This is a genomic window from Gordonia jinhuaensis (assembly GCF_014639795.1).
Classification (GTDB): domain Bacteria; phylum Actinomycetota; class Actinomycetes; order Mycobacteriales; family Mycobacteriaceae; genus Gordonia_B; species Gordonia_B jinhuaensis.
Genome location: NZ_BMGC01000001.1, coordinates 120,383 through 146,202, shown reverse-complemented (window position 1 = coordinate 146,202; position 25,820 = coordinate 120,383). Strand labels below are relative to the sequence as shown.

At 67.8% G+C, this 25,820-nt stretch carries 20 protein-coding genes; 9 read left to right on the top strand and 11 right to left on the bottom strand.

All coding sequences use genetic code 11. The features are described from left to right. Window positions 1-11 precede the first annotated feature (11 nt). Together IEW22_RS00605 and IEW22_RS00600 are read left to right on the top strand one after the other, a co-directional pair. Window positions 12-1,319 carry a thymidine phosphorylase gene (locus tag IEW22_RS00605; RefSeq protein WP_188584772.1) on the top strand — a complete coding sequence of 436 codons (1,308 nt, stop codon included), beginning with the start codon at window positions 12-14 and terminating at the stop codon, window positions 1,317-1,319. Further along, window positions 1,316-2,458 (top strand): adenosine deaminase, encoded by a 1,143-nt coding sequence (locus IEW22_RS00600; protein ID WP_188584634.1) that lies wholly within the window; start codon window positions 1,316-1,318, stop codon window positions 2,456-2,458. The genes IEW22_RS00605 and IEW22_RS00600 overlap by 4 nt, the downstream gene beginning before the upstream one ends. Before the next feature lie 7 nt (window positions 2,459-2,465). On the opposite strand, the gene IEW22_RS00595 is transcribed toward IEW22_RS00600, so the two are convergent. After that, the gene (locus tag IEW22_RS00595) at window positions 2,466-3,239 is read right to left on the bottom strand and encodes an ESX secretion-associated protein EspG (RefSeq protein ID WP_188584633.1); all 774 of its coding nucleotides are present in this window, start codon (window positions 3,237-3,239) and stop codon (window positions 2,466-2,468) included. Window positions 3,240-3,783: 544 nt separating this feature from the next. Between IEW22_RS00595 and IEW22_RS20540 the strand changes: the two genes are divergently transcribed. Next, a complete protein-coding gene (locus IEW22_RS20540; protein WP_373284108.1) occupies window positions 3,784-4,194 on the top strand; it encodes a hypothetical protein in 411 nt (136 codons plus the stop codon). A 219-nt stretch (window positions 4,195-4,413) separates the two neighbouring features. Then, on the top strand, window positions 4,414-5,994 hold the full coding sequence (locus IEW22_RS00585) for a hypothetical protein (RefSeq protein ID WP_188584631.1): 1,581 nt from the start codon (window positions 4,414-4,416) through the stop codon (window positions 5,992-5,994). A 126-nt stretch (window positions 5,995-6,120) separates the two neighbouring features. Here IEW22_RS00585 and IEW22_RS00580 read toward each other — a convergent pair whose 3' ends face one another. The 3 genes from IEW22_RS00580 to IEW22_RS00570 all read right to left on the bottom strand — a co-directional run bounded on the left by IEW22_RS00580 (window position 6,121) and on the right by IEW22_RS00570 (window position 8,844). Further along, window positions 6,121-7,398: a primosomal protein gene (locus IEW22_RS00580; RefSeq protein ID WP_188584630.1), complete on the bottom strand. Its 1,278-nt coding sequence runs from the start codon at window positions 7,396-7,398 to the stop codon at window positions 6,121-6,123. A 106-nt stretch (window positions 7,399-7,504) separates the two neighbouring features. Next, the gene (locus IEW22_RS00575) at window positions 7,505-8,536 is read right to left on the bottom strand and encodes a C40 family peptidase (RefSeq protein ID WP_188584629.1); all 1,032 of its coding nucleotides are present in this window, start codon (window positions 8,534-8,536) and stop codon (window positions 7,505-7,507) included. Further along, window positions 8,533-8,844 carry a type VII secretion target gene (locus IEW22_RS00570; protein ID WP_188584628.1) on the bottom strand — a complete coding sequence of 104 codons (312 nt, stop codon included), beginning with the start codon at window positions 8,842-8,844 and terminating at the stop codon, window positions 8,533-8,535. Before IEW22_RS00570 ends, IEW22_RS00575 begins: the two co-directional genes overlap by 4 nt. Before the next feature lie 180 nt (window positions 8,845-9,024). On the opposite strand from IEW22_RS00570, the gene upp reads away from it, so the two are divergent. Next, on the top strand, window positions 9,025-9,648 hold the full coding sequence (upp, locus tag IEW22_RS00565) for a uracil phosphoribosyltransferase (protein ID WP_188584627.1): 624 nt from the start codon (window positions 9,025-9,027) through the stop codon (window positions 9,646-9,648). A gap of 48 nt (window positions 9,649-9,696) precedes the next feature. Here upp and IEW22_RS00560 read toward each other — a convergent pair whose 3' ends face one another. From IEW22_RS00560 to IEW22_RS00545, 4 genes are all read right to left on the bottom strand, one after another. Then, window positions 9,697-10,959, bottom strand: a complete 1,263-nt coding sequence (locus tag IEW22_RS00560) for a chloride channel protein (RefSeq protein ID WP_188584626.1) — start codon at window positions 10,957-10,959, stop codon at window positions 9,697-9,699. A gap of 19 nt (window positions 10,960-10,978) precedes the next feature. Then, window positions 10,979-11,776 (bottom strand): ABC transporter ATP-binding protein, encoded by a 798-nt coding sequence (locus IEW22_RS00555; RefSeq protein WP_188584625.1) that lies wholly within the window; start codon window positions 11,774-11,776, stop codon window positions 10,979-10,981. Between the two features lie 72 nt (window positions 11,777-11,848). Beyond that, entirely contained in the window at window positions 11,849-13,603 is a 1,755-nt protein-coding gene (locus IEW22_RS00550) for a phospho-sugar mutase (RefSeq protein WP_268235446.1), read from the bottom strand. Window positions 13,604-13,656: 53 nt separating this feature from the next. After that, complete coding sequence (locus IEW22_RS00545) at window positions 13,657-14,538, bottom strand: purine-nucleoside phosphorylase (protein WP_188584624.1); 882 nt, start codon at window positions 14,536-14,538, stop codon at window positions 13,657-13,659. 137 nt (window positions 14,539-14,675) lie between these two features. Here IEW22_RS00545 and IEW22_RS00540 point away from each other — a divergent pair, with 137 nt between their 5' ends. Next, entirely contained in the window at window positions 14,676-15,374 is a 699-nt protein-coding gene (locus IEW22_RS00540; RefSeq protein ID WP_188584623.1) for an enoyl-CoA hydratase/isomerase family protein, read from the top strand. Between the two features lie 67 nt (window positions 15,375-15,441). Continuing rightward, a complete protein-coding gene (locus tag IEW22_RS00535; RefSeq protein ID WP_188584622.1) occupies window positions 15,442-16,614 on the top strand; it encodes an amidohydrolase in 1,173 nt (390 codons plus the stop codon). An 18-nt stretch (window positions 16,615-16,632) separates the two neighbouring features. Here IEW22_RS00535 and IEW22_RS00530 read toward each other — a convergent pair whose 3' ends face one another. Further along, window positions 16,633-17,115 carry a gamma-glutamylcyclotransferase gene (locus tag IEW22_RS00530; RefSeq protein WP_188584621.1) on the bottom strand — a complete coding sequence of 161 codons (483 nt, stop codon included), beginning with the start codon at window positions 17,113-17,115 and terminating at the stop codon, window positions 16,633-16,635. 383 nt (window positions 17,116-17,498) lie between these two features. On the opposite strand from IEW22_RS00530, the gene IEW22_RS00525 reads away from it, so the two are divergent. Both IEW22_RS00525 and IEW22_RS00520 read left to right on the top strand, forming a co-directional pair. Beyond that, a complete protein-coding gene (locus IEW22_RS00525; protein WP_188584620.1) occupies window positions 17,499-18,902 on the top strand; it encodes an NAD(P)H-quinone dehydrogenase in 1,404 nt (467 codons plus the stop codon). A gap of 267 nt (window positions 18,903-19,169) precedes the next feature. Continuing rightward, window positions 19,170-20,159, top strand: a complete 990-nt coding sequence (locus tag IEW22_RS00520; RefSeq protein WP_188584619.1) for an Acg family FMN-binding oxidoreductase — start codon at window positions 19,170-19,172, stop codon at window positions 20,157-20,159. Window positions 20,160-20,163: 4 nt separating this feature from the next. On the opposite strand, the gene IEW22_RS00515 is transcribed toward IEW22_RS00520, so the two are convergent. Together IEW22_RS00515 and IEW22_RS00510 are read right to left on the bottom strand one after the other, a co-directional pair. Next, on the bottom strand, window positions 20,164-21,021 hold the full coding sequence (locus IEW22_RS00515; RefSeq protein WP_188584618.1) for an Fpg/Nei family DNA glycosylase: 858 nt from the start codon (window positions 21,019-21,021) through the stop codon (window positions 20,164-20,166). An 81-nt stretch (window positions 21,022-21,102) separates the two neighbouring features. Beyond that, window positions 21,103-25,713 carry an ATP-dependent helicase gene (locus IEW22_RS00510; RefSeq protein ID WP_188584617.1) on the bottom strand — a complete coding sequence of 1,537 codons (4,611 nt, stop codon included), beginning with the start codon at window positions 25,711-25,713 and terminating at the stop codon, window positions 21,103-21,105. Window positions 25,714-25,820: the final 107 nt, after the last annotated feature.

Genomic DNA, 25,820 nt, shown 5'->3' with positions numbered 1-25,820 from the left:
CCGATGTGGCTGTGACAGATGTCTTCGACGCGGTGTCGGTGATCGCCACCAAACGCGATGGCGGGGCGCTGTCGGACGCACAGATCGACTGGGTGGTCGAGGCCTACACCGCCGGTGAGGTGGCCGACGAGCAGATGTCGGCCCTGGCGATGGCGATCGTGATCAACGGGATGGACCGGCACGAGATCGCCCGATGGACCGAGGCGATGATCGCGACGGGGCACCGGATGGACTTCTCCGGCCTGCGCCGCGCCGGGTCGCCGCTGCGGACCGTGGACAAGCATTCCACCGGTGGTGTGGGCGACAAGATCACCCTTCCGCTCGGCCCGCTGGTCGCCTCGTACGGTCTGGCCGTTCCGCAGCTGTCGGGCCGGGGGCTCGGACACACCGGCGGGACCCTGGACAAACTCGAGTCGATCCCCGGCTGGCGCGCCGATCTGACGACGGCGGAGATGACCGCCGCGCTGGAGAAGGTGGGCGCCGTGGTGTGCGCGGCGGGTGCCGATCTCGCGCCGGCCGACCGCAAGCTCTACGCGCTGCGCGACGTGACCGCCACAGTGGAGTCCATCCCGCTGATCGCGAGCTCGATCATGAGCAAGAAGATCGCCGAGGGCACCTCCGCGTTGGTGCTCGACGTGAAGGTGGGGTCTGGTGCGTTCATGAAGACCGAACCCGATGCCCGGGAGTTGGCCGAGACGATGGTCGCGCTGGGTCACGACTCCGGCGTCGACACCGTCGCGTTGCTCACCCGGATGGACGCGCCGTTGGGCCGCACGGCCGGCAACGCCCTGGAGGTGGCCGAAGCGCTCGAGGTGCTCGCCGGCGGCGGTCCGGCCGACGTGGTGGAGCTGACGCTCGCGCTGGCCACGGAGATGCTCGCGTTGGGCGGCATCACCGGCGTCGACCCAGCCGATCACCTCGCCGACGGGACGGCGATGGATCGCTGGCGCGCGATGATCCGCGAGCAGGGTGGCGACCCGGATGCGCCGCTGCCGGTGGCCGCCCACACCGAGACCGTCACCGTGCCCGCGGGCGGGGTGATCGAGTCGATCGACGCGATGGCGGTCGGCGTGGCGGCGTGGCGTCTGGGTGCAGGCCGGGCACGCCAGGGCGAGCCGGTCGCCGCCGAGGCCGGCGTGGTGATCCATGCGCGTCCTGGGGAGACGGTGGCATCCGGTGCGCCGATGTTCACTCTGCATGCCGCCGACCCCTCGCGGTTCGCCGGCGCGATAGCGGCTCTGACCGACGCCGTGCGTGTCGGTGACCACACCGTCGAGATCCCCCATCGGGTGATCGATCGGGTTACCGTCGGCTCATGACCACGTCGATGCCGCCGGTGAGTCCTTTCGGCCCGGATCCCGATCCGGCGTTGTTCGCACTGGCCCCCAAAGTCGTTCTGCACGACCACCTCGACGGTGGCTTGCGTCCGCAGACCGTGCTCGAGCTCGCCGAGCAGGTGGGCTATACCAAATTGCCTGCCTCTGACGGTCCGTCGTTGGCGACCTGGTTCCGCGCGTCCGCCGACAGCGGGTCGCTCGTGCGGTATCTGGAGACTTTCGAGCACACGGTGGGGGTGATGCAGACCGCCGGTGCGCTGGAACGGGTGGCACTCGAATGCGCCGAGGACCTCGCCAACGACGGGGTGGTCTACGCGGAGGTCCGGTTCGCCCCTGAGCAACACCTCGAAGCCGGGCTGACGCTCGACGAGGTGGTGGAGGCGGTTCTGAAGGGATTCGCCGAGGGGGAGGCGCTCAGCGCATCGGCGGGGCGGCCGATCACGGTGCGCTGTCTGGTGACGGCGATGCGCCACGCCGCGCGTTCGCGTGAGATCGCCGAACTCGCCGTCCGTTTCCGCGATCGCGGCGTGGTCGGGTTCGACATCGCCGGTGCCGAGGCCGGATATCCGCCCACCAGACATCTCGACGCTTTCGAGTACATGCGCGCCCACAACGCGCCCTTCACGATTCACGCCGGTGAGGCGTTCGGACTCCCGTCGATCCACGAGGCGATCAGCTTCTGCGGCACCGACCGGCTCGGACACGGTGTACGGGTGATCGACGACATCAGCCTGCCCGAAGACGCCGACTTCACCGCTCACGACTTCCACGGTGCGAAACTCGGCGAGATCGCCAATTACGTGCGGGACAAGCGAATCCCGTTGGAGCTGTGCCCGAGCAGCAATGTGCAGACCGGTGCGGTGGCGTCGATCGCCGAGCATCCGTTCAATGTGCTGGCGAGATTGCGTTTCCGGGTCACCGTCAACACCGACAACCGGCTGATGAGCGATACCTCGATGAGCAAGGAGTTCGCGGTCCTCGCCGGCCAGTTCGGTTATGGCTGGGCCGATTTCGAGCGGTTCACCGTCAATGCGATGAAGTCGGCGTTCATCCACTTCGACGAGCGGCTGGCGATGATCGACGAGATCATCAAACCCGGTTACGCGGTGCTGATCGGCTGACGGGGGGTCAGTAGGCGTCGGCGAGATCCTCGAACCGCTGCGTCACGTGGCTGAAGCAGCGGCTGACCAGTGACGTCATCGTCGCGGCGTCGGCAGGGATCAGATCGTCGCGGCCGAATTGAGTCAGGGCGTAGCGACCGTCGTCGTCGATATCGCGGTAATACAGTGAGACCTGTTGTGCCGGAATGGCTGTGCCCATGTCATGAAGCGTGACCTCGATGATGCCCGTTGTTCGCGATGGCGCCTCCATGTGCGCGCGTTTGGCGCGCACCACCGGATCTGGCGTCGCAGACACGCGGATCGACGTGCCGTTGCCGGACGAGAAGTTGTCGTCGAACCCGTAGACGGCGGGGATGTGGCCGGCGCCGGGCGAGTCCGGTAGTGCCTCGACGAGGCGCTTGGGCCATGCCGCGTACTGCATGCCGCTGACAGTGATGTTTCCGCCGAATCCGCCGGTGCCGGGTGTCTGGGCGGCGATGACTGCTCCAGTGGAGGCCACACCCGCCGAGTAGACGCGGGTGTGACCGCGCTGGTCGTTCTCACCGAGGGTTTCATCGAGCCCGAGTACGCGGGCCTTCAGTTTTGCTGTCGCAAGCACCGTGAACATGGCGCGCTGACCGTCAGTGAGTGTGGGGACGATCTCCTCGACGAGTTGCTGCTCGCGGCGCACGGCCACGTCGAGTTCGTCCATGCCTTCGGTGCGGTACTGGAAGACCGACGGAGGTTCACTGTTGTTGAGGTGGCGCCACACCGCCAGAAATGCCTGCGGAGTGATGATCATGCCCAAACTCCTGCAGCTGATCGCCACACGTACAACGTCATCCTCCAGACGGACTTACTTCTCGCCCTGATAGTCGGGCTGCCACCGCGTGCGATGGTAGAGGGCGCCGCGGCGGGCGGGCATGCCGAGTCTGCGAATGCGGTCAGTTGAATGACAACGGCGGGTCCACAGATGCCCTATCGACATCGTGGGATACGGCAACCGCCATTCTGTGTGCGCTGGCTGGGTTGACGGCGACGACAAGTAGACACCTGGTGTCGGCTGCGCAATCGACACTGCTCGCCGCAGTGACTTCGCTTGGGTAAGGTTCGCAGCCGTGAGACGTGAGGTTATCGCCGTTGTCGGAGTCGTCGTGGCGTCGTTGGTGGCAGGTTGCGGCAGTGGGTCTGACAGTGGTTCGCCTGACACAGCGGCCTCGTCGCTCGGCGCTGGGGCGTCTGACCAATCGTTAGCGACGACCGCCACTGAGGCCGGCAGTTCAAGTCCCTACTTCGCGCGAATGCCTGACCTGTGTCCACGGTTTCCCGATGACGCTCTGGCGAAGGTGGGGTTCACCCCGTCACCTGGTTACAAGACGCGCTCTCCCGATACGCCCGTATCAAAGCTGTTGCACACCTGCGAAATAAGCTACGACAATCCGAATGGCGAGGGAACTGCGTATACCCTCTCCGTAGGTGTCACTTCTGAACCATTTCATGAAGTGATTGCGCAGGACGGCATCAGGATTTCAAATGAAAATGTTGTCCTCGGCCCGAACCGCGCTTACCTGTACACGCGCGATGGCAGGGAGAACACCTGCTATCTGTCGTGGGGAACGTTTTACGGTACGGCATTGTGGCTTCTGCATTCAGGGTATTCCTCAACCGGAGACAATGTAGATCTGTGCAGCAAGCTGGAAGAGTTTGGAAATTCTTTGTATCAATACATGCCCACTAAACCATCGGAGATGGGGTGAGTGATGGCTGACCCTCAGACGTATTGGTCGAGCATCGGGTCGAGCGGCGCTGCCGGTTACGCAGTTTTCGACCCTGAGGTGTGTCGCACGGTGATCGCGAACTGTATCTCGTGCTCTGACGCCCTCGCGAACGTCTCGTCGGCGGCCCTTCAGGTCGACTCAGTTTCGGGATGTGGCGACTTCGGGTCTGGTAAGACAATGGCCCGGGAGCTGTCAAAGATGGGTGTCGAGTTCGTTGCGAAACTCGACGAAATGGGTAAGACATTGGTTGAAATCGCGAATGCCGTTCGCGCCTGTGGTCTGGCGATGCAGAACACCGAAGACAACAACACGGTGGATTTGAAGAATGTGCGTCGCGCGGGTCGATACGACACCAATCGTGGAGGCCCGCAGACGAGTCCGAGCCGATCACAATTCACAACCATGTCGCAGGCTGGGATGTGGCCCGGTGCCGCGAGTCCGGAAAACCCCTTCAACTTTGATGTGCACTCGATTTACGAAAAGACCCGCTCGATCGACGCTGTCGCACTGGGGATCGTCGTCGTGTCGTACGAGGCGGCCTCTCGAAAGCTCAACGCGGTGATTGACCAATTCAATGATGGCGTTCTCCGTCAGATCGGTCCGGGTACGCATTGGGATGGTTCAGGACCCCAAGCGATTCGCGAAGGTCTGCAGAACTTCGTAACGTCTGCCAACCAGATCCAATCGGAGTTGCGAGTGGCCGCAGCGAGCACAGGCGCACTGACCGAGTCACTGACCGCCTTCCAGGCCAAGGTTCCCGAGCCCTCCGTAGCAACCGGTAGCGGTGTGAAGAAGTTTTTCGGCAAGGTGACTTCGTTTGTTCATAATGATTCGCGCACGGAGAAGGCGCGAGAGCTGATGGCGTCGCTGTACAACCCGGCGGTGATCGAGAACAACACGGGCATGCCGAAGGCGTCCACGCCCTACAATCCGGTGGTTGCCAAGCCGGTGGTGCCCGCGCCCCCAGGGTGGGGTGTCGGGGGCAGCGGTATCAGTGCCGCGAATCTTGGTGGTTTCGGCGGCGGGAGCGGTGCTGGTGGGGGACTGTCGGGTATCGGCGCAAGCGCGAGCGCTGGCACTTCGGGGAGCAACGCGGCCAAGGAGCTCGCCGAGTCGGCATCTGGGCTTGATTCGGCGAAGGCGGCTGCTGCGTCCGCTGGTTCGACGAACCCCGGGTCGGCGCTGTCGTCGATGCAATCGGCCAGTCAGAATGCCGCAAGCAGCCTGTCGCAGGCTGCAGACGGACTGAGCCGGTCTTCTGACGGAGCCTCAACCGAGACCATGGGACTCTCCGGTGGTGCTGATGGCCTCGGTGCAGAAGGCTTCCTGCCGGGAATGGGCGGTGCTGCGGGCGCAGCTGGAGCTGCTGCCTCCCGTGCCGGCGGCGCCGGGGGATTGTCCGCAGGGCTCGGCGCCGTGGGTGGACTCGGCGGCGCCGGAGCGCTCGGTGGCGTCGGCGCCGGAGCGTTGGGCGCTGCGGAGAATGCGGCGCGTCTCACGCCCCGGATGGCAGCTGCCGAGGCCGCAGCGATGCGTGCCGCTCAAGGAGCGAGCGTGTCGTCGCAGTCTGCCGGTGGCGCGCCGATGGCTGCACGCGGCGGCTCAGCGGCAAAGAGCAACGACGACAAGGCGCACAAACCCTCGAAGCTGTTGTTGTCGATTAAGAACGGTGAAGAGATCATCGGGCCGGGACTCGACGCTGTCGTGCCCGTTCTCGACCTGCCCGATGATGACGATCAGGGGCCGCACAAAAGTGGTCCGCTGAACCTCAACTACTGAGCGATCGACCCGGAGTTCCACGCATCCAGTCACCGCGAGCGTACTGATTCGGCGGTGGGTCCACGGTGACCCACCGCCGAATCATCATGTCTTGCCGCCGCATTCGACTGCGGAAACCCTGTACGTCTACGAGCGGACCTGAAGGCGCTCCTCGAAATCGTGCTCGAGTGCCTTCCATGCGTCGGCTTCGTTGTCGAACGGCGGGCTCGGCGCGAGGCGCTTGGGGTCGAAGTTCACCGCGTAGTCGACGAACCACCCGAGCGGGGTGGTGGAGCCGAGTGCCTCCGACACCGAGTCGTCATCGGCGAAATCGGCGGCATCGGTGAGCAATTCGACGGCCAATTCGAGTTGGTGGCGGTCCATCCGTCGCGGGCCGTCGGCGATGTCCTCGCTGATACCCGGCAGCACGTACACATTGTCGTCGTAGACGTCGATCTCCAACGATCCGTCGGTCGCCGCGGTCTGCACCTCGGGGTAGGTACTCACCTCGGCGAGGTCGTGGTCGGTGGCGTCGGCGAGATAGCGGAGCAGTGCTCGGTCGGAGGAGAACACGAAGATCTTGCCGTCACGGCCCAAGAACACCGGGTCGTCGCCGAGATAGCAACGCAGCGTCACGTACTCGCCTGCGGAGGTCACGATGCGAACCGGGTCGATACCGACCTCGGTCCAGAAATCGTCCTCGTCGGCGATGTCGTCGTCATCATCATCGTCGTCGTCGGACTCATCGTCTCCTGCGACAACCGCTGCGCCTGAGACGATTTCGACGTCGTCGTCATCGGTGGGTTCGTCCTCGTCCTCCGCGCTGGCAGCCGCGTCGATCTCCTCCTGGGCCTCCTCGACACCACTGTGATCGAACTCAGGGGTGCTGGCGATGCCCTCGATCGCGTCGACAACGTCATCCCAGCTCTTGTCGATGAGGCGGCCTATACGCACCCAGAAGTCCTGACCCTCGCGGCCGGTGAAGTTGCGGGTGCCGGCCGTGACCGCGCCGAGGATCGGGTTGCCGTTGAAGAACTTCGTGACCGCGGTCAGCTCGCACACCTCACCGATGGTGCGCACGATGTCGAGCACGTCTTCGAGCTCGGCGATCACTTCGGGAGTGGGATCCTCTGCGGCGAGCTCGGGGACACCGATCACGTCGTAGGAATGCTCCTCGGTGGGGACGAACTCACCGGCAGCGAGCTTCGGCAGTGTCGGCCACGCAGGATGATCGGAGAGATCGTTCTCTGCGTCGGTGCGTACATAGGTGACGAGCTCGGCGACCGACCCGAATGTGTACAGATCCTCGTCGAGACCCAGGAATGCCTGCCATTCGTCGTCCCCGTCGCGCCACCGGGGAGCCCACAATGTGAAGACGTTGCCGTCGGTGAGTCCGAGTTCGATCGGGATGATGTCGCCAGCCATGGCCACACAGCCTAGCGGTGCGCCCTGAACGCGGCGCAAGAGACAGGTGTAGACGCGATGGCACCAGGATCACCTGCACATGTCGGCGCCTTCCGCGCGATGCCCGCTATCCCTGTGTGGGTCGGAAAAACCCCTCGAATGACTGCCCGGCGTTGGTGGTCCGCACCGGTGACACCGACACCGGATCACCGGCCTCGATCATCTGACCGTTGCCGATGTACATCGCAACGTGGCCCGACCAGACGGCGAGGTCGCCGGGGGCGAGATCACCGGCGGCCACCGCCCTCCCGACGGTGTCCTGATCCTGCGCCAGTCGCGGTAGCGACACCCCGGCCTGTCCGTACGCCCACTGCGTGAGGCCGCTGCAGTCGAGTCCCACACCCGGAGTGGTTCCACCCCAGGAGTAAGGCACGCCCTGCTGCGTCAGTGCGGCGCGAACAGCCAGGGCCGCCTGTTCGGTGGGCGCGTAGGCCACCGACCCATCGGGCAGCGTCACCGCTCGACCGGCATCACCGACCGCGACGGTCGCCGCGGCGGGGTGGGGCACCCATGTGGCGGTCTGCGAGCCGGCATCGGCGGCGCCGGCGGATGTCTGCGCCGACGACCCGTTCACCGTCGGATCCGACCCGGACACCTCCGTGTCGTCGGTCAGTGCCTCCAGCGCGTCGATGTCGCGGTCGAGTTCGGCGCTCACTCGCGCGACGACGGAGATGCCGCGCGCTAGGTGGGCAGCCGCCACCGGCAGTATCGCGACCACGCCCGCCGGTGTGGTGATCGCCGGTCCGGCGGCACGGACCGCGGCCTGCAACGAGTCGACGATGTCGTCGAGTTCGGCGGCTCCGCGCGCCACCGTGGTCGCTGCCGATCCGATGAGCTCGGCCATCTCGTCGCCGTGTGTGGCGACCACGCGGGTCGCCACGACGGCGGTGTCGATCGCGGTGAGGGCGACGTCGGCGGCGAGGCCCTGCCACCGCCGGCGCAACTCGTCGGCGTCGGTGGCCGACTCGTCGTGCACGTCGGTGAGTGTGCGCCCGGTCGCGGTGAGGTCGGTGACCGGACCGGGTGTCGGGAGGACGCCGGTGCCCAGCGCGGCGACCAGTTGGCGCAGCGCCGCCAGGAGCAGCTCGACGGGAATCACCGCGACGCTCCCGCCGACAGTGATCGCGCAGTGTGCGCGTCGGTGCCGAGATAGGCCCGCGCCGAATTGTCGGCGGAGTCGGCGATGGCGGCATGCCGACACGCCAGCGCGTCGAGGGTTCGTTGTCGGTGCTGTGCGGATTTCGTGACCGCGGCGAGGAACCGGGCTCCGACGAGCCCGAAGGTGGGGGTCAGCTCGGCGTCGCAGATGGTCTCGACCGAGGCGGCGGCGCGGATGCGGTGACTGCGTTCGGCGCTGCGGCCACCGACGTGTACGAGGGCGGATGGGTCGACGTTGAGAGGAGTCATGCTCACTCCGACGTTGCCCGGCCCGTCACGGTTCCGTCGGCGCGGCACTGCCTGTGGACAACTCGATGGTTTCGCTGTCGCCGTGACAGTTGTGCACAGGCGCTGTGTCGTGGGAGCCGTGTCCACAGACCGGTCGATCCGTCGATGTGCCGCTGTACCAGACGTCATAGGGTTGTGCGCATGGATGTCCTGGTGCTCGATCACCCGCTGGCCGCGGTCCGACTCACCGAGTTGCGTGACGAACGCACCGATAACGCGTCGTTTCGCCGGGCGTTGTCCGAACTCACCCAGATCCTGGTCTACGAGGCGATGCGCGACGCTGCGGTGACGGCGGTGCAGATCACCACTCCTGTCGCCGACACGGTCGGGGCGCGGCTCACCGACCCGCCGCTGCTCGTCCCGGTGCTGCGGGCGGGTCTGGGCATGGTCGAGCAGGCCAATGCGATGGTCCCCGAAACCGGTGTCGGGTTCGTGGGCATCGCCCGCGACGAGACGACGCACCAGCCGGTGCCCTATCTCGCCTCCTTGCCCGACGATCTGTCCGGGCGCCCGGTGTTCGTGCTCGACCCGATGCTCGCGACCGGCGGGTCGATGCTCCACACGCTCAAGCTCGTGGTCGAGCGCGGGGCCACCGACATCACCGCGGTGTGCGTGGTGGCCGCGCCGCAAGGCGTTGACGCGCTTGCCGAATCGGGATATCCGGTGCGGTTGGTGACCGCATCCGTCGACGACGGCCTGAACGAGGATGCCTACATCGTCCCCGGTCTCGGTGATGCGGGTGATCGTCAGTTCGGCCCGCGCTGAGGGCGTAGGCGTGCGGACACCCTGAGCGCTGTGGCACGCCCCTCCGATTCACCGGCCGGGGGACTTGTCGGGGTGCTCGCCTGCGGTGCATGGGGAGTGGCGGTGTCGGAGCCGGTCGGCGATCAGGTGTGCACCGACTGCGGAGATCACCAGTAGGGGTGCGACCAGCAGCGGCGGGTCGGTGAGTTCGTAGGCGAACACCGCTGCGAACAACGGTGCCCGCTGGGTCACTGCCAGCACCGTGGCCGCACCGATCACGGTGAACGCGGGAGTGCTTGTGTGCCCGCCCATCTGGTGTATCGCGAGGGAGATGAACGCCCCGGCGGCCGCGCCCGTCGCGAACGCCGGGGTGAGCAGCCCGCCGACCGCACCGGCGCGCAGATACATCCCGGTCAGTAGCGGCTTGACGATCACTGCGGCGCCGAGCACGGCCAACGTGGCACCGGGTGAGAAGGCGGTGGCGACGATGCTCTTGCCGTTGCCGGGCAGTTCGGGCAGCCACACCGCGGCCACACCGGTGATCAGCCCGGCGACCGCGAGCGCGGGCACGAGATGCCAGGACGCCGCGGTGCGTGCCGACGAGCGGTGCATCAGCGCGCTGAACCCCAGGCCCAGCACGGCACCGACCGGCGCGCAGACGAGTGCGAACAGAGCCGATCCCCAGCCGGCATGCGTCGGCGGGAAGCTGAACGTGGTTGCGTCATGGGTGATCGGTACGGTTACCGCGACGGCGATAGCCGATGTCACGAGAGCCGTTGCGACCGTGAGTGCATCCCAGGTCTGCAGGATCACCGAGATGGTGAACACTGCGCCGGCCACTGGCACGTTGTAGACCGCGGCCAGGCCGGCCCCGGCCGCCGACGAGAGCAGGATCCTGCGGTGGGTCCCCGCCACGGCGAACGGCCCGAGTACCAGCGCCGCCGCCGACGCGGCGATCTGACGGGGTGCGCTCTCACGACCCAGCGATGCCCCCGACCCCACCAGGAGCACCTGGACCAGGGCGTCGGCGGTCTGTGCGACCGGTCGCAGTCGGCGCCCCTCCCGCAGCGCCGGGGTGAGTTCATCGACGGTGTGCCGGCGCCGTAGCCACCACCAGCACAGGCCCGCGAGCAGTCCGCCCACCACCGGCCCCGCGACGCGGCGTCGCCAGTCCGCGCGTGTCACACCCAGGAGCAATGACCCGGAGTGGTAGCCGTAGGTCAGGTGCTGCAGCGCGTGCAACAGCTCCGAGGTCGCCGCGCCGACCAGACCGGCCAGCGCACCGCATACCGCGACCGCAACCACGTAGCGTGCCCATCGCGTGAACTCCATCGTGGTCGGCCGCAGCGCCTCAGTCGCGGGCGCTCGCGGTCACCGCAGACCATCGCCCGTGATTGCGGCTCACCTGCACTGGGTGGTCGAAGGCCTTCGAGATGACGTCGGAGGTGAGTGTCTGATCGACCGGACCGGAGGCGACGATCTCTCCGTCGGCCAGGACGAGCGCATGGGTGGTGCTCGCCGGCAGATCCTCGAGGTGGTGGGTCACCAGCACGCTGGCCATCTCGGGCACCTCGCGACGCAACTGGTCGACGCTGAGCAGCAACTGCTCACGCGCGGCGAGGTCGAGGCCGGTGGCCGGCTCGTCGAGCAGCAGCAGGGACGGGCGTCCGGTGAGCGCCCGGGCGATCAGTGTGCGGCCACGCTCACCCTGGCTCATGGTGGTCCACCGCGATTCGCGCCGGTTGCCCATTCCGAGCAGCTCGAGCAACTCGTCGGCGTGGCGGTGTTCGGCCTCGGTGTAGCCGCGGCGGGCGTCGAGTTCGGGTGTGTTGGTCAGCCCGGTCAGCACCACCTCGTGGGCGGTGAGGGGCAGGTCGAGCCGGTGGCGCGGGTTGACGTGCCCGATGTGGGTGCGCAGTTCGCGCATGTCGACACGGCCGAGGCGCTTGCCGAGAACGTCGACCGTTCCGCTGGTCGGGTGGCCGACGGCGCCGAGAATCGTCAGCAGAGTCGACTTACCCGCCCCGTTGGGTCCCAGCAGCGCCCAGTGCTCACCGGCGTCGACCTGGATCGACACATCACGCAACAGATGCCGTCCGCCGCGCACGACATCGAGTTCGCGGGCATCGAGAAGTGCGACTGTGTCCATCGCCTCAGTATCCCAACCGCGGTCTCGCGCTTGGGTCACCGGGCTGCCGGGGCACCGACGGATGGCAGGTCATCAGCCCACCGGCGGGCTGCCGGCGACGAACTCGGTGACGTCGCGTACCGCCGCGTTGAGCACCAGCCGGCAGGCGTCGCGGACCGTCGAGAGCACGCTGCGGTCGGTCGGCGGCGAACTGACCTCGAGATAGAACTTCAGCTTCGGTTCGGTCCCCGAGGGGCGGGCACAGACCCGAAGGCCCATACCCGACCCGTTGCGGCCGCTGAATTCGACTGCATCGGTGGCCAATCCGTCGTCTCGTCGGGCGTAGTCGTTCATGGTGACGTCCACCCCGCCGATGGTGCCCGAGGGATTGGCACGAAGCCGCTGCATCATCTCCACGATCTGGCGGTGCTGTTCGACGCGAATCGACTTCTGCGTGCCCACGCGCAGTCCGTGGGCGACGGCGAGGTCGTCGAGCAGGTCGGCGATCCCGCGGTCGGCGAGCGCCGCATCGTGTGCGAGGGTGGCCGCGAACACCGCGGCGGAGATACCGTCCTTGTCGCGCACCGCGTCCGGGTCGACACAGTGTCCGATCGCCTCCTCGTAGGCGTACACCAGTGGTTCGCCGGCGCGGACGAGCCATTTGAACCCGGTGAGGGTGCGCACGTGGCGCGCGTGGTGTGCCTGCGCGATGGCCGCGAGGATGGTTCCCGAGACGATGGTCGTCGCAACGACGGGCACAGTCGAAACGGCAGGTCCGGTCGAAACGGCAGGTCCGGTCGAAACGGCAGGGACCGGGGCGCGATCATCAACGGCACCAGCGGTTGTGCCCGTCACCTCACCTGCCTCGGCGGCGGATTCCCGGCGCGACAGGATCGCTTCGCCGAACAGGCCGCCGGTCTCGTCACCGGTGAGCATCCGCCAGCGGCCGTCGATGACCGCACCGATCGAGCAACGGTCGGCGTCGGGGTCGAGTGCGATCGCCAGATCGGCGTGGATGCTCTCGGCGAGGTCGAGCAGCAGGTCGGTCGCGCCGTTCTCCTCGGGGTTGGGGAAGGCGACGGTGGGGAAGTCGGGGTCGGGGTCGGCTTGTTCGGCGACCACGTGAACGTCGTGAAAACCCGCCTGGTGCAACGCCTGTAGCGCGATCTCACCGCCGACGCCGTGCATCGGGGTCAGCGCGATACGCAGCTGCGAGGGTCGGTGCCCGAACCGATCCGCCAGGCGCGACAGGTACTGCTCGGGGATCGCGTGTGCGCGCGGATCGACGGGTACCGCCGCACGTGCGATGTCCACGGCCGGAGCGGAATCGGCGATCGCCGACTCGATCTCGGAATCGGCCGGCGGCACGATCTGCGCGCCGTGTTCGAGATACACCTTGTAGCCGTTGTCGGAGGCCGGGTTGTGGGAGGCGGTGATCTGGATACCGGCGGCCGCGCCGAGGAGCCGGGTGCCGAATGCGACGAGCGGTGTCGGGCCGGGTTCTTCGAGCGCGACGACAGCGAAGCCGTGCGCAGCGAGCACCTCGGTGGTCGCTGCGAAGAACGCTTGCGAGCCGTGTCGGGCATCGCGGCCGACGACCACCGTTGCACCTCGATGTCCATGCTCGATCAGCCACCGGGCCAGCCCATCGGTGGCGCGAGTGACGGTGGCGACGTTCATCCCGGCCGGCCCGGCCTGCACCGGACCACGGAGTCCTGCGGTGCCGAAATGCAGTGTGTCACCGAAGCGTCGGGAGAGTTCGTCTTTGGGCAGCGATCGGAGTTCGGCACGAGTCTGCGGGTCGGGGTCGCCGTCGATCCATTCGCTGATCTCGGCACTGGTGGCCACGGCTGTCTCCTCCGGAGGTCGATGTTCGGGGTGGGCCAGACGGTCGCGGGTGGTCACATGGTCGAGATCACCTGTGCGAGAAGTGCACCCATCTGTGCCGCGGAGTCGCGTCCCACCGCGAGGACTTCGGCGTGGTCGAGATGATCGCCGGTGATCCCGGCGGCGAGATTGGTCACCAAGGACACCGCCAATACTTCCAATCCCTCGGCGCGCGCGGCGATCGTCTCGTGCACCGTCGACATGCCGACCAGATCGGCGCCCAGGGTGCTCAGCATCCGGATCTCGGCGGGCGTCTCGTAGTGCGGACCGGGCAGCCCCGCGTACACGCCTTCGGCCAATGTGGGTTGCACCTCATGCGCCAGGGCTCGCAACCGGGGCGAGTACGCATCGACGAGGTCGACGAAGTTCGCGCCGACCAGCGGTGAGCGCGCGGTCAGATTCAGGTGATCAGAGATCAGGACCGGCTGGCCGACCGCCATGTCGGACCGCAGGCCGCCGGCGGCGTTGGTCAGCACCACGGTGTGACATCCGGCCGCGGCGGCCGTGCGCACTGCGTGCACCACCCGCGCCAGGTCGTGTCCCTCATAGGCGTGCGTGCGCCCGAGCATGATCAGGACCCGCCGGTCACCGAGCTGCACCGAACGCACCTCGCCGCTGTGACCGGCCGCCGACGGCGCGGTGAAACCGGGGATCTCCGACATCGGGATGGTCGCGGCCGGCTCACCGAATGCCTCCGCGGCCGGTGCCCACCCCGACCCCAGGATCACCGCGACGTCGTGGGCGGGTGAGCCCGACGCGCCTGCGATGGTGGCAGCCGCGGTGGCCGCTGCCGCGGCGGGATCGACGCTGGGATCGTCGACGGCAGATCCGGCGTCGTGAGTGAGAGGTGCCTGCTGGGTGAGGGTGTCGTCTGTCCACGGATCGCCGGTCGCCATGCAGATCACCCTAGGCGACACGGGCCTTCGTGCACGGGCGTGCAGTCGTGGGAGGTGAGATGTCGGCGTCGTCCGCGTCCATCACGCCTGGCCGATCTCGTGACCGACCGACATCGGTGGCGCGATATTGTCAGCTCATGCCGTACTTGATTTCCGACGACGCCGTATCCGTTCTCCACCTCGGGACCAAAGGGGTCGAACTCGACGAGACGAATCCGGAGAACCGGTTCACGCCGGAGTGGATCGAGCAGGTCAGCGAACTGCTGACCGAGGCCGAGAGCATCAAGCCCGGTGCGCTGGTGATCACCGCCACCGGCAAGTTCTTCACCAACGGCCTCGACACCGACTATGTGGCCGCGCATCCGAACGACCTCCCGGCCTACCTCGACAGTGTTCACCAGCTCTACACGCGGGTGCTGACGTTGGCTGTCCCCACCGTCACTGCGGTGAACGGTCACGCATTCGGTGCCGGCGCGATGCTCGCGCTGTGCGGCGACGTGCGGGTGATGCGCACCGAACGCGGCTTCTGGTCGCTGCCGGAGGTCCTGCTCGGTATGCCCTTCACCGCGGGTATGGCAACGCTGGTGCGCACACGGGTGCCCGACCCGGTGGCCACCGAGGCGATGACGACCGGCAAGCGGTTCGGCGGCGAGGAGGCTGCGGCGGTCGGCATCGTGGACGCAGCCGTGGCCGAATCCGAACTCGTGTCGTCGGCCACCGCGCTCGCCGGTCAGCGTGCGGCGACCGCCGGACCGAATCTGTCGACGATCAAGCGGGGTCTACGCAAGGCGCTGCTCGCCGAGCTGGCCATCCCGACCCCGCCCACCCTCCTCTGATCGCCGTCTCGAGCTGGCGTAATCCTCTTGGACCGGACGAAACCCTCATGGACCTGATGTAACCCTCATGGACACAGCACATTTCGATCAGTGGATCCGAGCGCATCTCGATGACGTCGTCGAGATGCGCAGAACGCTGCACTCCCATCCAGAGCTCTCCCGCAACGAGGTCGCCACGACCGCGCTGGTGATGCGGGAACTGCAGTTGGCCGGTCTGTCACCGCAGCGGATGCCCTCGGGTATCGGGGTGGTGTGCGAGATCGGCCCGCAGGGTCCGATGATCGGTTTGCGCGCCGACATGGACGCCTTGCCGGTGGCCGAGCGGACCGGGTTGCCGTTCAGCTCGCAGGTCGAGGGCGTCTCGCACGCCTGCGGACATGACGCGCACACCGCGATCCTGCTGTTCACCGCGAAATACCTCGCCACGTTGCCGTCTCTGCCGATCGGCGTGCGCCTGGTGTTCCAGCCGGCCGAAGAGGTCATGCCCGGCGGTGCCCTCGACGCGGTCGCCTTCGGTGTCACCGAAGGCGTGTCGCAGTTCTTCGCGCTGCACTGCGACCCCAAGATCGAGGTGGGGCACATCGGGATTCGTTCCGGCCCCATCACGTCGGCCGCCGACCACATCGACCTGCGTGTGCACTCGCCGGGGGGGCACACGTCGCGTCCGCATCTGACCGCCGATCTCGTCTACGCACTCGGCACGGTGATCACCGGTCTGCCCGGTCTTCTCTCACGTCGGGTGGATCCGCGCAGCGGGACGACGATGGTCTGGGGTGCGGTGCACTCGGGCAACGCGGCCAATGCGATCCCGCAGGAAGGGCAGTTGCGCGGCACGGTCCGTACCGGCGACCACGTGGTGTGGGATGCGCTCGAGCCGATGGTGTCGGAGATGATCGCGGCGCTGCTGGCGCCGACCGGGGTGGGATATGACCTCAACTATCAGCGGGGCGTCCCGCCGGTGGTCAACGACCCCGCCGCCACCGAAGTGCTGCACACCGCGGTCACCGCGATCGGACCGGAGGTGGTCACCGACACCCCGCAGTCCGGCGGCGGTGAGGATTTCTCCTGGTACCTCGAGAAGGTGCCCGGCTCGATGTGCCGCCTGGGAGTGTGGGACGGCGTCGGTCCGCAGGTGGACCTGCACCAACCGAATTTCGACATCGACGAGCGTGCCCTCGAGTACGGGGTCCGGATGTTCGTCAACCTCGTCCACGCCGCCGGGGATGCGCAGACCGTCTGAGTGCAGACCGCGTCGAAGTCAGACCGCGTCAGGACCCGGGCCGGGGCCGACATTGCGGGCATCGCGCATGCGTAGATCACGCACATACTCTGCGGGTGCCCCGGCGATCTCGGCGGCCTCGGCCATCACGCCCAGGTAGCGGGCCGAGGGCAGGCCGCCCTCGTAGGCGTCGAGCACGTACAGCCATGCCAGCACCGGTCCGTCGGCGGTGTCCACACGGGCGCGGATCTTGCGGTGGATGCCCAGTTCTGAACCCTCCCACCGGTCGAGGTTGAGTTCATCCTCGTCGGTCACGTCGTAGAGCACCACGAACACCCGCGCATCCGGGTCGTCGCGATCCTCGGTGACGGTGGCCAGCGCACCCTCCCAACCGATGTCGCCGCCGCCGAAGGTGAGTCGCCACCCGCGGAGCCAGCCGACCCCCGAGGTCGGTGAATGCGGCGCCCGTTCGCCCATCTGCGCGGGATGCATGTTCGAGCCGTACGCCGCGTACGTCGCCATGGTGTGTTCGAACTCCTTCTGCGCCGACCCTGTGGACACCCGCCGCCTGTGGCGCGGATGTCCACCCCGATGCCCTGACCCGAGAAATGATGCCTCACGTGAGGGCGTCTCCACCGGAGAACATTAGGACGCCGCGGCCGGGTGCGCCCGGGGCGGTGTGCAATGACACGATGCGCACACCGGTGAGCTGCAGACGGGCGACGCCAACGTGTCGTGGGTTGTGATCGGTCGCCATTATCTCCCCGATGACCCGCGTCACCGACGAGCGGTGCCACCGCCGGGGGATGCCGGTGTCGATTACGGTGGAACCGATATCACGCGAGGCGGGCAGCCCGTCACCGTCTCGTGCCCACCTCTGGTTCCGAGTCGCGTTGAGGAGTGAGATGACCAGCATCGTCATCATCGGTGGAGGTCCGGCAGGTTATGAGGCAGCGTTGGCGGCCACTGCCTACGGGGCCGACGTGACGGTCATCGACTCCGATGGGATCGGCGGGGCGTGTGTGTTGTTCGACTGCGTGCCGTCCAAGACCTTCATCGCGTCCACGGGCATCCGCACGGAGGTGCGGCGTGCGGTGGATCTGGGCGTCAACATCTCCTACGAGGGTGCGCTCGTGCATCTGCCGCAGATCCATCAGCGTGTGCGTGATCTCGCGTTCGCACAATCCGCTGACATCCGCTCACGGTTGGAGAGTGAGAACGTCCACTTGCTCAGCGGCCGCGCGCGTCTGGTGCCCAACGAGCCGGGGGCGGCCGGTCACAAGGTGGTGGCCACCCTGTCGTGGGGTGAGGAGCGCACGCTGCACGCCGACGTGGTGCTGATCGCGACCGGCGCATCGCCGCGGATCCTGCCCGACGCCAAACCCGACGGCGAGCGGATCCTCACATGGCGTCAGCTCTACGACCTCGACGAGCTGCCCGAACATCTGGTGGTGATCGGCTCGGGTGTGACCGGTGCGGAATTCGTGCACGCGTACACCGAACTCGGTGTCCAGGTGACGTTGGTCTCCAGCCGCGACCGGGTGCTACCCGGGGAGGACGAGGACGCGGCGCTGGTCCTCGAGGAGGCGCTGGCCGAACGCGGCGTGACGCTGATCAAACATGCGCGAGCCGACAAGGTCGAACGTACCGACGACGGTGTGATCGCCTACCTCGCCGACGGCCGGACGGTCGAGGGTTCGCATGTGCTCATGACGGTCGGGTCGATCCCCAACACGGCCGACCTCGGACTCGAGGATGTGGGAATCGAGACCGCCAGAAGTGGGCACATCCAGGTCGACCGCGTGTCACGGACCTCGGTGACCGGAATCTATGCGGCCGGCGACTGCACGAGCCTTCTTCCGCTCGCCTCGGTGGCGGCGATGCAGGGCCGCATCGCGATGTACCACGCACTCGGCGAGGGTGTGGCTCCGATCAAGCTCAAGACCGTGGCCTCGGCCATCTTCACCCGCCCGGAGATCGCCACCGTCGGTGTGAGCCAGCAGGCCATCGACGACGGCGAGTACCCGGCGCGCACGGTGATGCTGCCGCTGTCGACCAATCCGCGGGCAAAGATGAGCGGCCTGCGACGAGGATTCGTGAAGATCTTCTGTCGCCCGGCAACCGGTGTGGTCATCGGTGGCGTGGTGGTCGCACCCAACGCCTCGGAGCTGATCCTGCCGATCGCCGTGGCCGTGCAGAACAAGCTGACCGTGAGCGATCTGGCGGCGACCTTCTCGGTGTACCCGTCGCTGTCGGGGTCGATCACCGAGGCCGCCCGTCAGCTCGTCCGCCACGACGATCTCGACTGAGTACAGCGACCTCGACTGGGCACGACGACCTCGACTGGGCACGGCGATCTCGACTGGGCACGACGACCTCGACTGGGCACGACGCGGTGGGCAGCGCGCGGGTGTCGGGGCGGCGCCCGATCATCCGGTGATGCTGGGTGATTCGAGGTGGTAGGCGATTCGGGACGTTGGGCCCGGCTGTCGGTGACCTAGTGACCCGGCTGCGCATCGATCAGCGCATCAGGGCGCGACAATGGACTCGTCCGAATCGGGACGGGAGGTCGTGAGATGACCACATTCACACGCGTCGACAATGACGTGATCCGCAAGGTCGTCGGTGCCGCGTGCATGGCGCCGTCGGTGCACAATACACAGCCGTGGCGCTGGGTGGTCGATGACCAGACGCTGTATCTGCTCGCCGACCCGGCGCGGCACCTGAGTCACGCCGACGAGTTCGGCAGGCAGATGCTGCTCAGCTGCGGCGCTGCACTCGATCACCTGGTGATCGCGTTGTCCGAGTGCGCGATTCGGGCACGCGTCACCGAGTTCCCGGTCTCCGACGACGAGAACGTGTTGGCGGCCATCGAGTTCATCGAGGCCGACGACCCGGCACTGCGCCACCCCGAGCTCGCCGCCGCCATCGCGCAGCGCCATTCCGACCGGCGCCCCTTCGCGATGCCGTCGACCTCGGTCGTGCGGCGCGTCGCCGCGGCCGTGGAGTCGATTTCCGGCGTGCAGGCCGTTGTCCTGCCGTCGTATGCACGCGACGAGCTGCTCGAGGCATCCGACATCACCGCGTCGGCGCGCCGTTACGATGCTGTGTACAAGAACGAATTGCACTGGTGGACAGGGCATGACACACCCCGTGACGGGGTCCCGCCCAGTGCGTTGCCGAAATTCGGTCCGTTCGAGCACGCGTTGTCGCGCGACTTCTCGACCGGCGAACTCGAGATGGGTACGGCCGCCGACGAGGCAGCGTGGATGGTGTTGTCGACCCTGGGTGACGAACGCGCCGACTGGCTGCGTGCCGGTGCCGCGATGTCGCGGGGTCTGCTGGCGGCGACCGCGGCGGGTGCGGCGACCTGCCCCATCTCACATGTCACCGAGCTGCCCCAGTCCCGGAAGATGGTGGCGGACATGGCGGAGAAGGCCGGTGGACGTGCAGATCAGTACCCGCAGATCCTGCTGCGGATCGGAGCGCGTGCGGCGCGACCGACCGCACCGACGGCGCGCCGTGATGTGGACGAGGTGCTGCGCGTCATCGACCGTCGGCCCTGACGGGTTACCTCTGGCAGCGAGGACAGTAGTACACCACGCGTTCCTCGTCGTATCCGTCGTCGGTCAGGGCGCGCACGATCGGTGTTCCGCATCGTAGGCACGGTCGGCCGCCACGGCCGTACACCCACAACCTGTCTCGCCGCAGATCCGAGGATGTGGTGGTACGCAACCGGTTACGGTTGGCCGTCAAGAGTCGATGACACAGGTCGACCATCGCATCGGCGTCGACCCGCTCGACCGGTGTACTCGGCAGCACGCCGCGCACAAAGCATGCCTCGCACCGGAACACGTTGCCCACACCCGCCATCACCCGTTGGTCGAGCAGCGCCTCGCCGATCGGCCGGGCGGGATCGCGCGTCAGATTGGCCGCAGCCACCTCGGGATCCCAGTCCCCGCCGAGAAGATCGGGACCCAGGTGTGCCACGGTAGACGCGGGGTCGGCCGTCACCTCGACGATTCCGAGGTCGAATCCCACCGCCTGCGCCGAGTGCGTGGTCAACACCAGGCGGGCAGTGAACGCGGGACGCCGCCAGCGCGCCCCGGGTCGCGCGACCTGCCAGACGCCCTCCATCTTCAGGTGGGTGTGAATGCTCAGTGGCGTCGCATCGCGGCTGTTCACGGCGGCCCGCGACCCGCTGGTGATGCGGTCGGTGGGCGGGTCGCGGTTGATCGGGTCGCGGTTGATCGGGTCAAGGTCGATGAACAGGTGTTTACCCACCGACCGCACCGCGCGTACACGCCGACCACTCAGATCGGTGGTGGCCAGCGCCGGGACGCGAAAGTCGGTACGGGTCAGCACCTGTCCGTCGAGGGCCGACCGCAGGCGGGCGGCAGCCTGATAGACGCTGTCACCTTCGGGCATAGGACGCCGATGTGACGGTGCGGTGGGTGAGGATGCGGTAGGTGAGGATGCGGTGGGTGGTCGGGGCGGCGTGAGCAACGATCATCGCGGTGGCCTTCGCAGTCGAACCCCGCGCGGGGTGGCGGTGAAACCGGCCGAGACCAATGTGGTGGCCGCCGGCGTGCCCAGGATCGCCTCGCCACCGACGCGCTCGATATGCAGCTGGTCGATCATTCCCGAGCGCACCGCACCGGCCAGGGCGTCGGCGGCGGCCAGTGAGCCGGTGTCGTCGGTGAACATCAGCACCGACTTGCCGCCGCGTTCGACGAATGCGGCGAGCTCGCCGTCGACGATCACCACCAGTGCTCCCGGCTTGCGTCCCGGGCGGTGCCCTTCGCTCTCGGGCCAGCTCAGGGCAGCCCCGTACGGGTTGGCGGGGTCGGTGGCGGCCAGTACCACCGCCTCGGGCGCGGACCGGGAGTCGTCGCGCGAATGGGTGTCGGAGTGGTGGCGCAGATCGTCGACGGTGGCCGGGGTCGCGAACTGGGCGCCTCCGAGTCCGTCGATGTAGTAGCCGCGTCGGACGCGTCCGGCGTCCTCGAATCCCGACAGTGCCTTGTAGACGCGGGCAAAGCCGCCCTCGATGCCCTCATTGGTCACCGCTCCCTTGGTGAGCACACCGTATCGCTCGAGGAGCTGCTCGCAGTGGGCGTGCAGAGCGACGGTGGGATCGTCGATGACGTGCGGGAGCAGCGACCAGCGTCCGGTGACGGTGGGCGGGACGGGACGGGAGACGGCGGCGTGTTCGGCGAGGTAGCGCGCGGACAGGCGATGGGCACGCAGCCTCGGGGCCCTGGCGCCGGACCGATGTGTCGGGCGATGGCGACTGCCCGTCGACGAGCGTCGTCCTGCTCCCATCGCCCGCACGGGCGCGAAGGTGTCACCGGCGATCCGCGACGTCCACACCAACTCCCACAGCGCACGTTCGACGGTCTCGTCGTCGACCTCGAAACCGTTGCGCGACAACGACTCGACGAGTTGCCGGAAGTGGAAGGCGCCGCCGTCGCCGAGGATCGTCAGGATCTGACGAGCGGTGTCGTCGAGGTCGGCCTCCGCTGGTGCGGGAAGTGTGGCGGGGGCCAGGTCGGCGGGGTGCAGACTGATCCACCCGTCGGCGGCCGATAGTCGACCGTGGCCCGCCCAGATGACCTCGCCGGAGGTCATCAGCTCGTCGAGCATCGCCGGGGCGTAATCCCGTACGCGCGCAGGCAGGATGAGCGACTCCCACGCGGAGGCGGGTGCGCTCATGCCGGCGAGCTGATCGATGACGGTGGCCACCCCGTCGACGCCGGTCAGCCGGGTGTCGGTGCCGGCGTGCTGCCAGTCGAGCAGAAACCGCGCATAGGTGCTCGGCGGGACCGGCGCGACCTCGGCGCGCGAGGCGGCCAGCGAGGCCCGACGGATCTGACCGAGAACGTCGTTGTTGCACCACTGTTCGGGTTGATTCGAGGTGTTGGCGGGAGTGGGACGGAAGTCGCCCTCCACGACACGTCGTTCCTGGGTGAGTCGGGTCAGCGTCGCACGCACCACCGCCGGCCCGAGGCCCAGATGCTGCGCGGCCTCGGTGGTGGTGAACGGACCGTGGGTACGGGCGTAGCGGCTCACCAGATCGCCCACCGGGTCCGGCACCGGTTCGGTGAAGGCGGCGGGCACCCCCAGCGGTGGCGGCACGCCCAGTGCGTCGCGGAGCCGGGCGGTGTCCTCGATCGGTGCGATGAGTGCGCGGCCGGCGTGGGTGAACTCCACGATGCGCCCGGCGCTGCGCAGATCGGCGATCGAGCCGGCCACCGTCACGTCGTCGGTGGTGCGCGCCGCGATCTCCTCGACCGTCAACGGGCCGAGCCAGCGCAGCATGTCGGCGATCTCCTCGGTCGAGCGGGCGCGTCGGTCGGGGGCGGTGCGTTGCAGCCTGGCCTCGATCTCCTCGATGACCCCGGGGTCGAGTAGTTCCCGCAGGTCCACGCGACCCAGCAGTGCGGCGAGCAGCGACGAGTCCAGCGACAGTGCCGCCGCCCGGCGCTCGGCCAGCGGCGCGTCGTCCTCGTACATGAATGCGCCGGCGTAGCCGAACATCATCGACGCCGCCATCGGAGACGGGGTGGCGGTCTCGGTCTCCACGATCCGCACCCGGCGGCCACGGATGCGCGTGAGCAGGTCGGTGAGTGCCGGCAGATCGTAGACATCCTGCAGGCATTCGCGCACGGCCTCGAGGATGATCGGGAACTGCGGATACTTCGCGGCCACCGACAGCAGGGCCGCACTGCGCTGACGCTGCTGCCACAGCGGGGCCCGTCGGCCCGGATTACGACGGGGGAGAAGCAACGCGCGAGCGGCACATTCACGGAAACGGGATGCGAACATCGCCGACGAGCCGAGTTCGGTGGTGACGATCTCCTCGATGGCGTCGGGATCCACGGCGAACAGTGCGGCGCCCGGCGGCTGGTCGTCGGTGTCGGGCAACCGCACGATGATGCCGTCGTCGGAGGCTGTGGTCACCTGGTCGAGCCCGAGCTCGTCGCGGATACGGGCGGCGATCGCCGACGCCCAGGGCGCGTGGACGCGGAGCCCGTAGGGCGAGTGCAGCAGGACGCGCCAGTCACCGAGCTCGTCGCGGAACCGTTCCACCACCAGGGTGCGGTCGGTGGGCAGCGCACCGGTGGCCTCCTTTTGTTCGGAGACCAGGGCAGCGAGGTTGGCACGGGCGTTGTCGGACAGCCCGAGTTCGCGCGAGCGGCGATCGAGGAACTCGGCGTCGGCGGCGTCTCCCACGAATGACCCGATCGCCGCACCGAGCTCGGCGGGCCTGCCCACGGCGTCGCCGATCCAGAACGGTAGCCGCCCGGCCTGTCCCGGCGCGGGGGTGACCAGTACGCGATCGGCGGTGATCTCCTCGATGCGCCAGCTGCTCGCACCGAGGGCGAAGACGTCGCCGACGCGTGATTCGTAGACCATCTCCTCGTCGAGTTCGCCCACGCGCGTGGCCTTTTCGCCGACCATGAACACGCCGAACTGACCACGATCGGGAATCGATCCTCCCGAGGTGACCGCGAGCCGCTGGGCTCCCGGTCTGCCGACCAGTGTCCCGGCGTCGCGATCCCAGATCATCCGCGGACGCAGCTCGGCGAACTCGTCGGAGGGATAGCGTCCCGAGATCAGGTCGAGGGTGGCCTCATAGGCCGACCGCGGCAGGTGTCGGTAGGGCATGGCACGGCGGACCAGCTCGTACCACGCCTCGACGTCGAGTTCGTCGACCGCGCCGGCGGCGATGGTCTGCTGGGCGAGGATGTCGAGGGGATTGGCCGGGACGGTGAGTTCCTCGATGAGCCCCTCGCGCATGCGCGAGACGGCGACCGTCGCATGGATGAGGTCGGTGCGGTGTTTCGGGTACACCACTCCCTGGCTGATCTCGCCCACCTGATGACCGGCCCGGCCGATGCGCTGCAGGCCGCTCGCCACCGACGGCGGAGTCTCCACCTGGATCACCAGATCGACCGCGCCCATGTCGATCCCGAGTTCCAGCGAGCTGGTGGCGACCACACATCGCAGCATGCCCGACTTCAGGTCGTCCTCGATCTGCGCGCGCTGCTCCTTGCTCACCGACCCGTGATGGGCGCGGGCGAGAACCGGCGGTGCGCCCTGTGAGGTCCCCGACGCCGGGATCTGTGCGGGTGCCCCACCGGGGACACGCGGGTTGGGTGGTGGGTCGGCAGGGGTGCCGGCGCGCTGCGCGGCGATCTCGTTGAGCCGGGCGGTCAGTCGTTCGGAGAGGCGGCGGGAATTGGCGAAGACGATCGTGGAGCGGTTCTTCTCGATGAGGTCGACGATCGCATTCTCGACATAGGGCCACAGCGAGCCGGCCGCGGGGGTCAGCTCGTCGTCGAAGTCGGCCGAACCCACCGGTTCGGGGTAGGGGGCGATGTTGGCCATGTCGGGTACGGGCACATCGACCCGCAGATCGAAGGTCTTCACCGTTGGTGGACGCACGATCCGGTAGTCGTGTGCGCCGCACAGAAACTCGGCCACACGTTCGGGTGGGCGGACCGTCGCCGACAGGCCGATGCGCTGGGCGGGCGTCTCGAGTTGTTCGTCGAGGCGCTCGAGGGACAGGGCCAGGTGGGTGCCGCGTTTGGTGCCGGCGACCGCATGTACCTCGTCGACGATCACCGTGTGGACGGCGGCCAACGTCTCCCGAGCCGACGAAGTGAGCATGAGGAACAGGGATTCAGGGGTGGTGATGAGGATGTCGGGCGGCGTGCGCAGCAACGAGCGGCGTTCCTTGGTGGGAGTGTCTCCCGAACGCACCCCGACGGTGATCTCCGGGATGTCCACACCGAGTTCCTCGGCGGCGCGGGCGATGCCGGTCAGGGGTGCGCGCAGGTTGCGCTCGACGTCCACGCCGAGTGCCTTCAACGGTGACACGTAGAGCACCTTGGTACCCGGTGTGCGGGGCTCGCGTGCCAGCCGGTCGAGCGCCCACAGGAACGCCGAGAGCGTCTTGCCCGAACCGGTGGGTGCGACGACCAGGGTGTTGAGGCCTGCGGAGATCGATTCCCAGGCGCCCTCCTGGGCGTCGGTGGGCGCGCTGAACGCACCGGAGAACCACCGACGCGTCGCCTCGCCGAAGCGATCGAGAGCCGAGGTTCCTGCTGACATCCCTCCATCATGGCCCAGAGGACCGACATACCGCCGCGGGCGTCATCGCCGCTGGTAGGAGGCTCGTCGATGACCGGGTCCCCCGACGATGCGCGCCTCGGCTGACC

Bases quoted from the DNA above. Each gene is read 5' to 3' on its own strand.
- IEW22_RS00535 (WP_188584622.1), top strand. From the start codon at position 15,442: ATGGACACAGCACATTTCGATCAGTGGATCCGAGCGCATCTCGATGAC.
- IEW22_RS00600 (WP_188584634.1), top strand. From the start codon at position 1,316: ATGACCACGTCGATGCCGCCGGTGAGTCCTTTCGGCCCGGATCCCGAT.
- IEW22_RS00520 (WP_188584619.1), top strand. From the start codon at position 19,170: ATGACCACATTCACACGCGTCGACAATGACGTGATCCGCAAGGTCGTC.
- IEW22_RS00545 (WP_188584624.1), bottom strand. From the start codon at position 14,538: ATGGCGACCGGCGATCCGTGGACAGACGACACCCTCACCCAGCAGGCA.
- IEW22_RS00595 (WP_188584633.1), bottom strand. From the start codon at position 3,239: ATGATCATCACTCCGCAGGCATTTCTGGCGGTGTGGCGCCACCTCAAC.
- upp (WP_188584627.1), top strand. From the start codon at position 9,025: ATGGATGTCCTGGTGCTCGATCACCCGCTGGCCGCGGTCCGACTCACC.
- IEW22_RS00530 (WP_188584621.1), bottom strand. From the start codon at position 17,115: ATGGCGACGTACGCGGCGTACGGCTCGAACATGCATCCCGCGCAGATG.
- IEW22_RS00570 (WP_188584628.1), bottom strand. From the start codon at position 8,844: ATGACTCCTCTCAACGTCGACCCATCCGCCCTCGTACACGTCGGTGGC.
- IEW22_RS00560 (WP_188584626.1), bottom strand. From the start codon at position 10,959: ATGGAGTTCACGCGATGGGCACGCTACGTGGTTGCGGTCGCGGTATGC.
- IEW22_RS00525 (WP_188584620.1), top strand. From the start codon at position 17,499: ATGACCAGCATCGTCATCATCGGTGGAGGTCCGGCAGGTTATGAGGCA.
- IEW22_RS00555 (WP_188584625.1), bottom strand. From the start codon at position 11,776: ATGGACACAGTCGCACTTCTCGATGCCCGCGAACTCGATGTCGTGCGC.
- IEW22_RS00515 (WP_188584618.1), bottom strand. From the start codon at position 21,021: ATGCCCGAAGGTGACAGCGTCTATCAGGCTGCCGCCCGCCTGCGGTCG.
- IEW22_RS00540 (WP_188584623.1), top strand. From the start codon at position 14,676: ATGCCGTACTTGATTTCCGACGACGCCGTATCCGTTCTCCACCTCGGG.
- IEW22_RS00510 (WP_188584617.1), bottom strand. From the start codon at position 25,713: ATGTCAGCAGGAACCTCGGCTCTCGATCGCTTCGGCGAGGCGACGCGT.
- IEW22_RS00580 (WP_188584630.1), bottom strand. From the start codon at position 7,398: ATGGCTGGCGACATCATCCCGATCGAACTCGGACTCACCGACGGCAAC.
- IEW22_RS00585 (WP_188584631.1), top strand. From the start codon at position 4,414: ATGGGTGTCGAGTTCGTTGCGAAACTCGACGAAATGGGTAAGACATTG.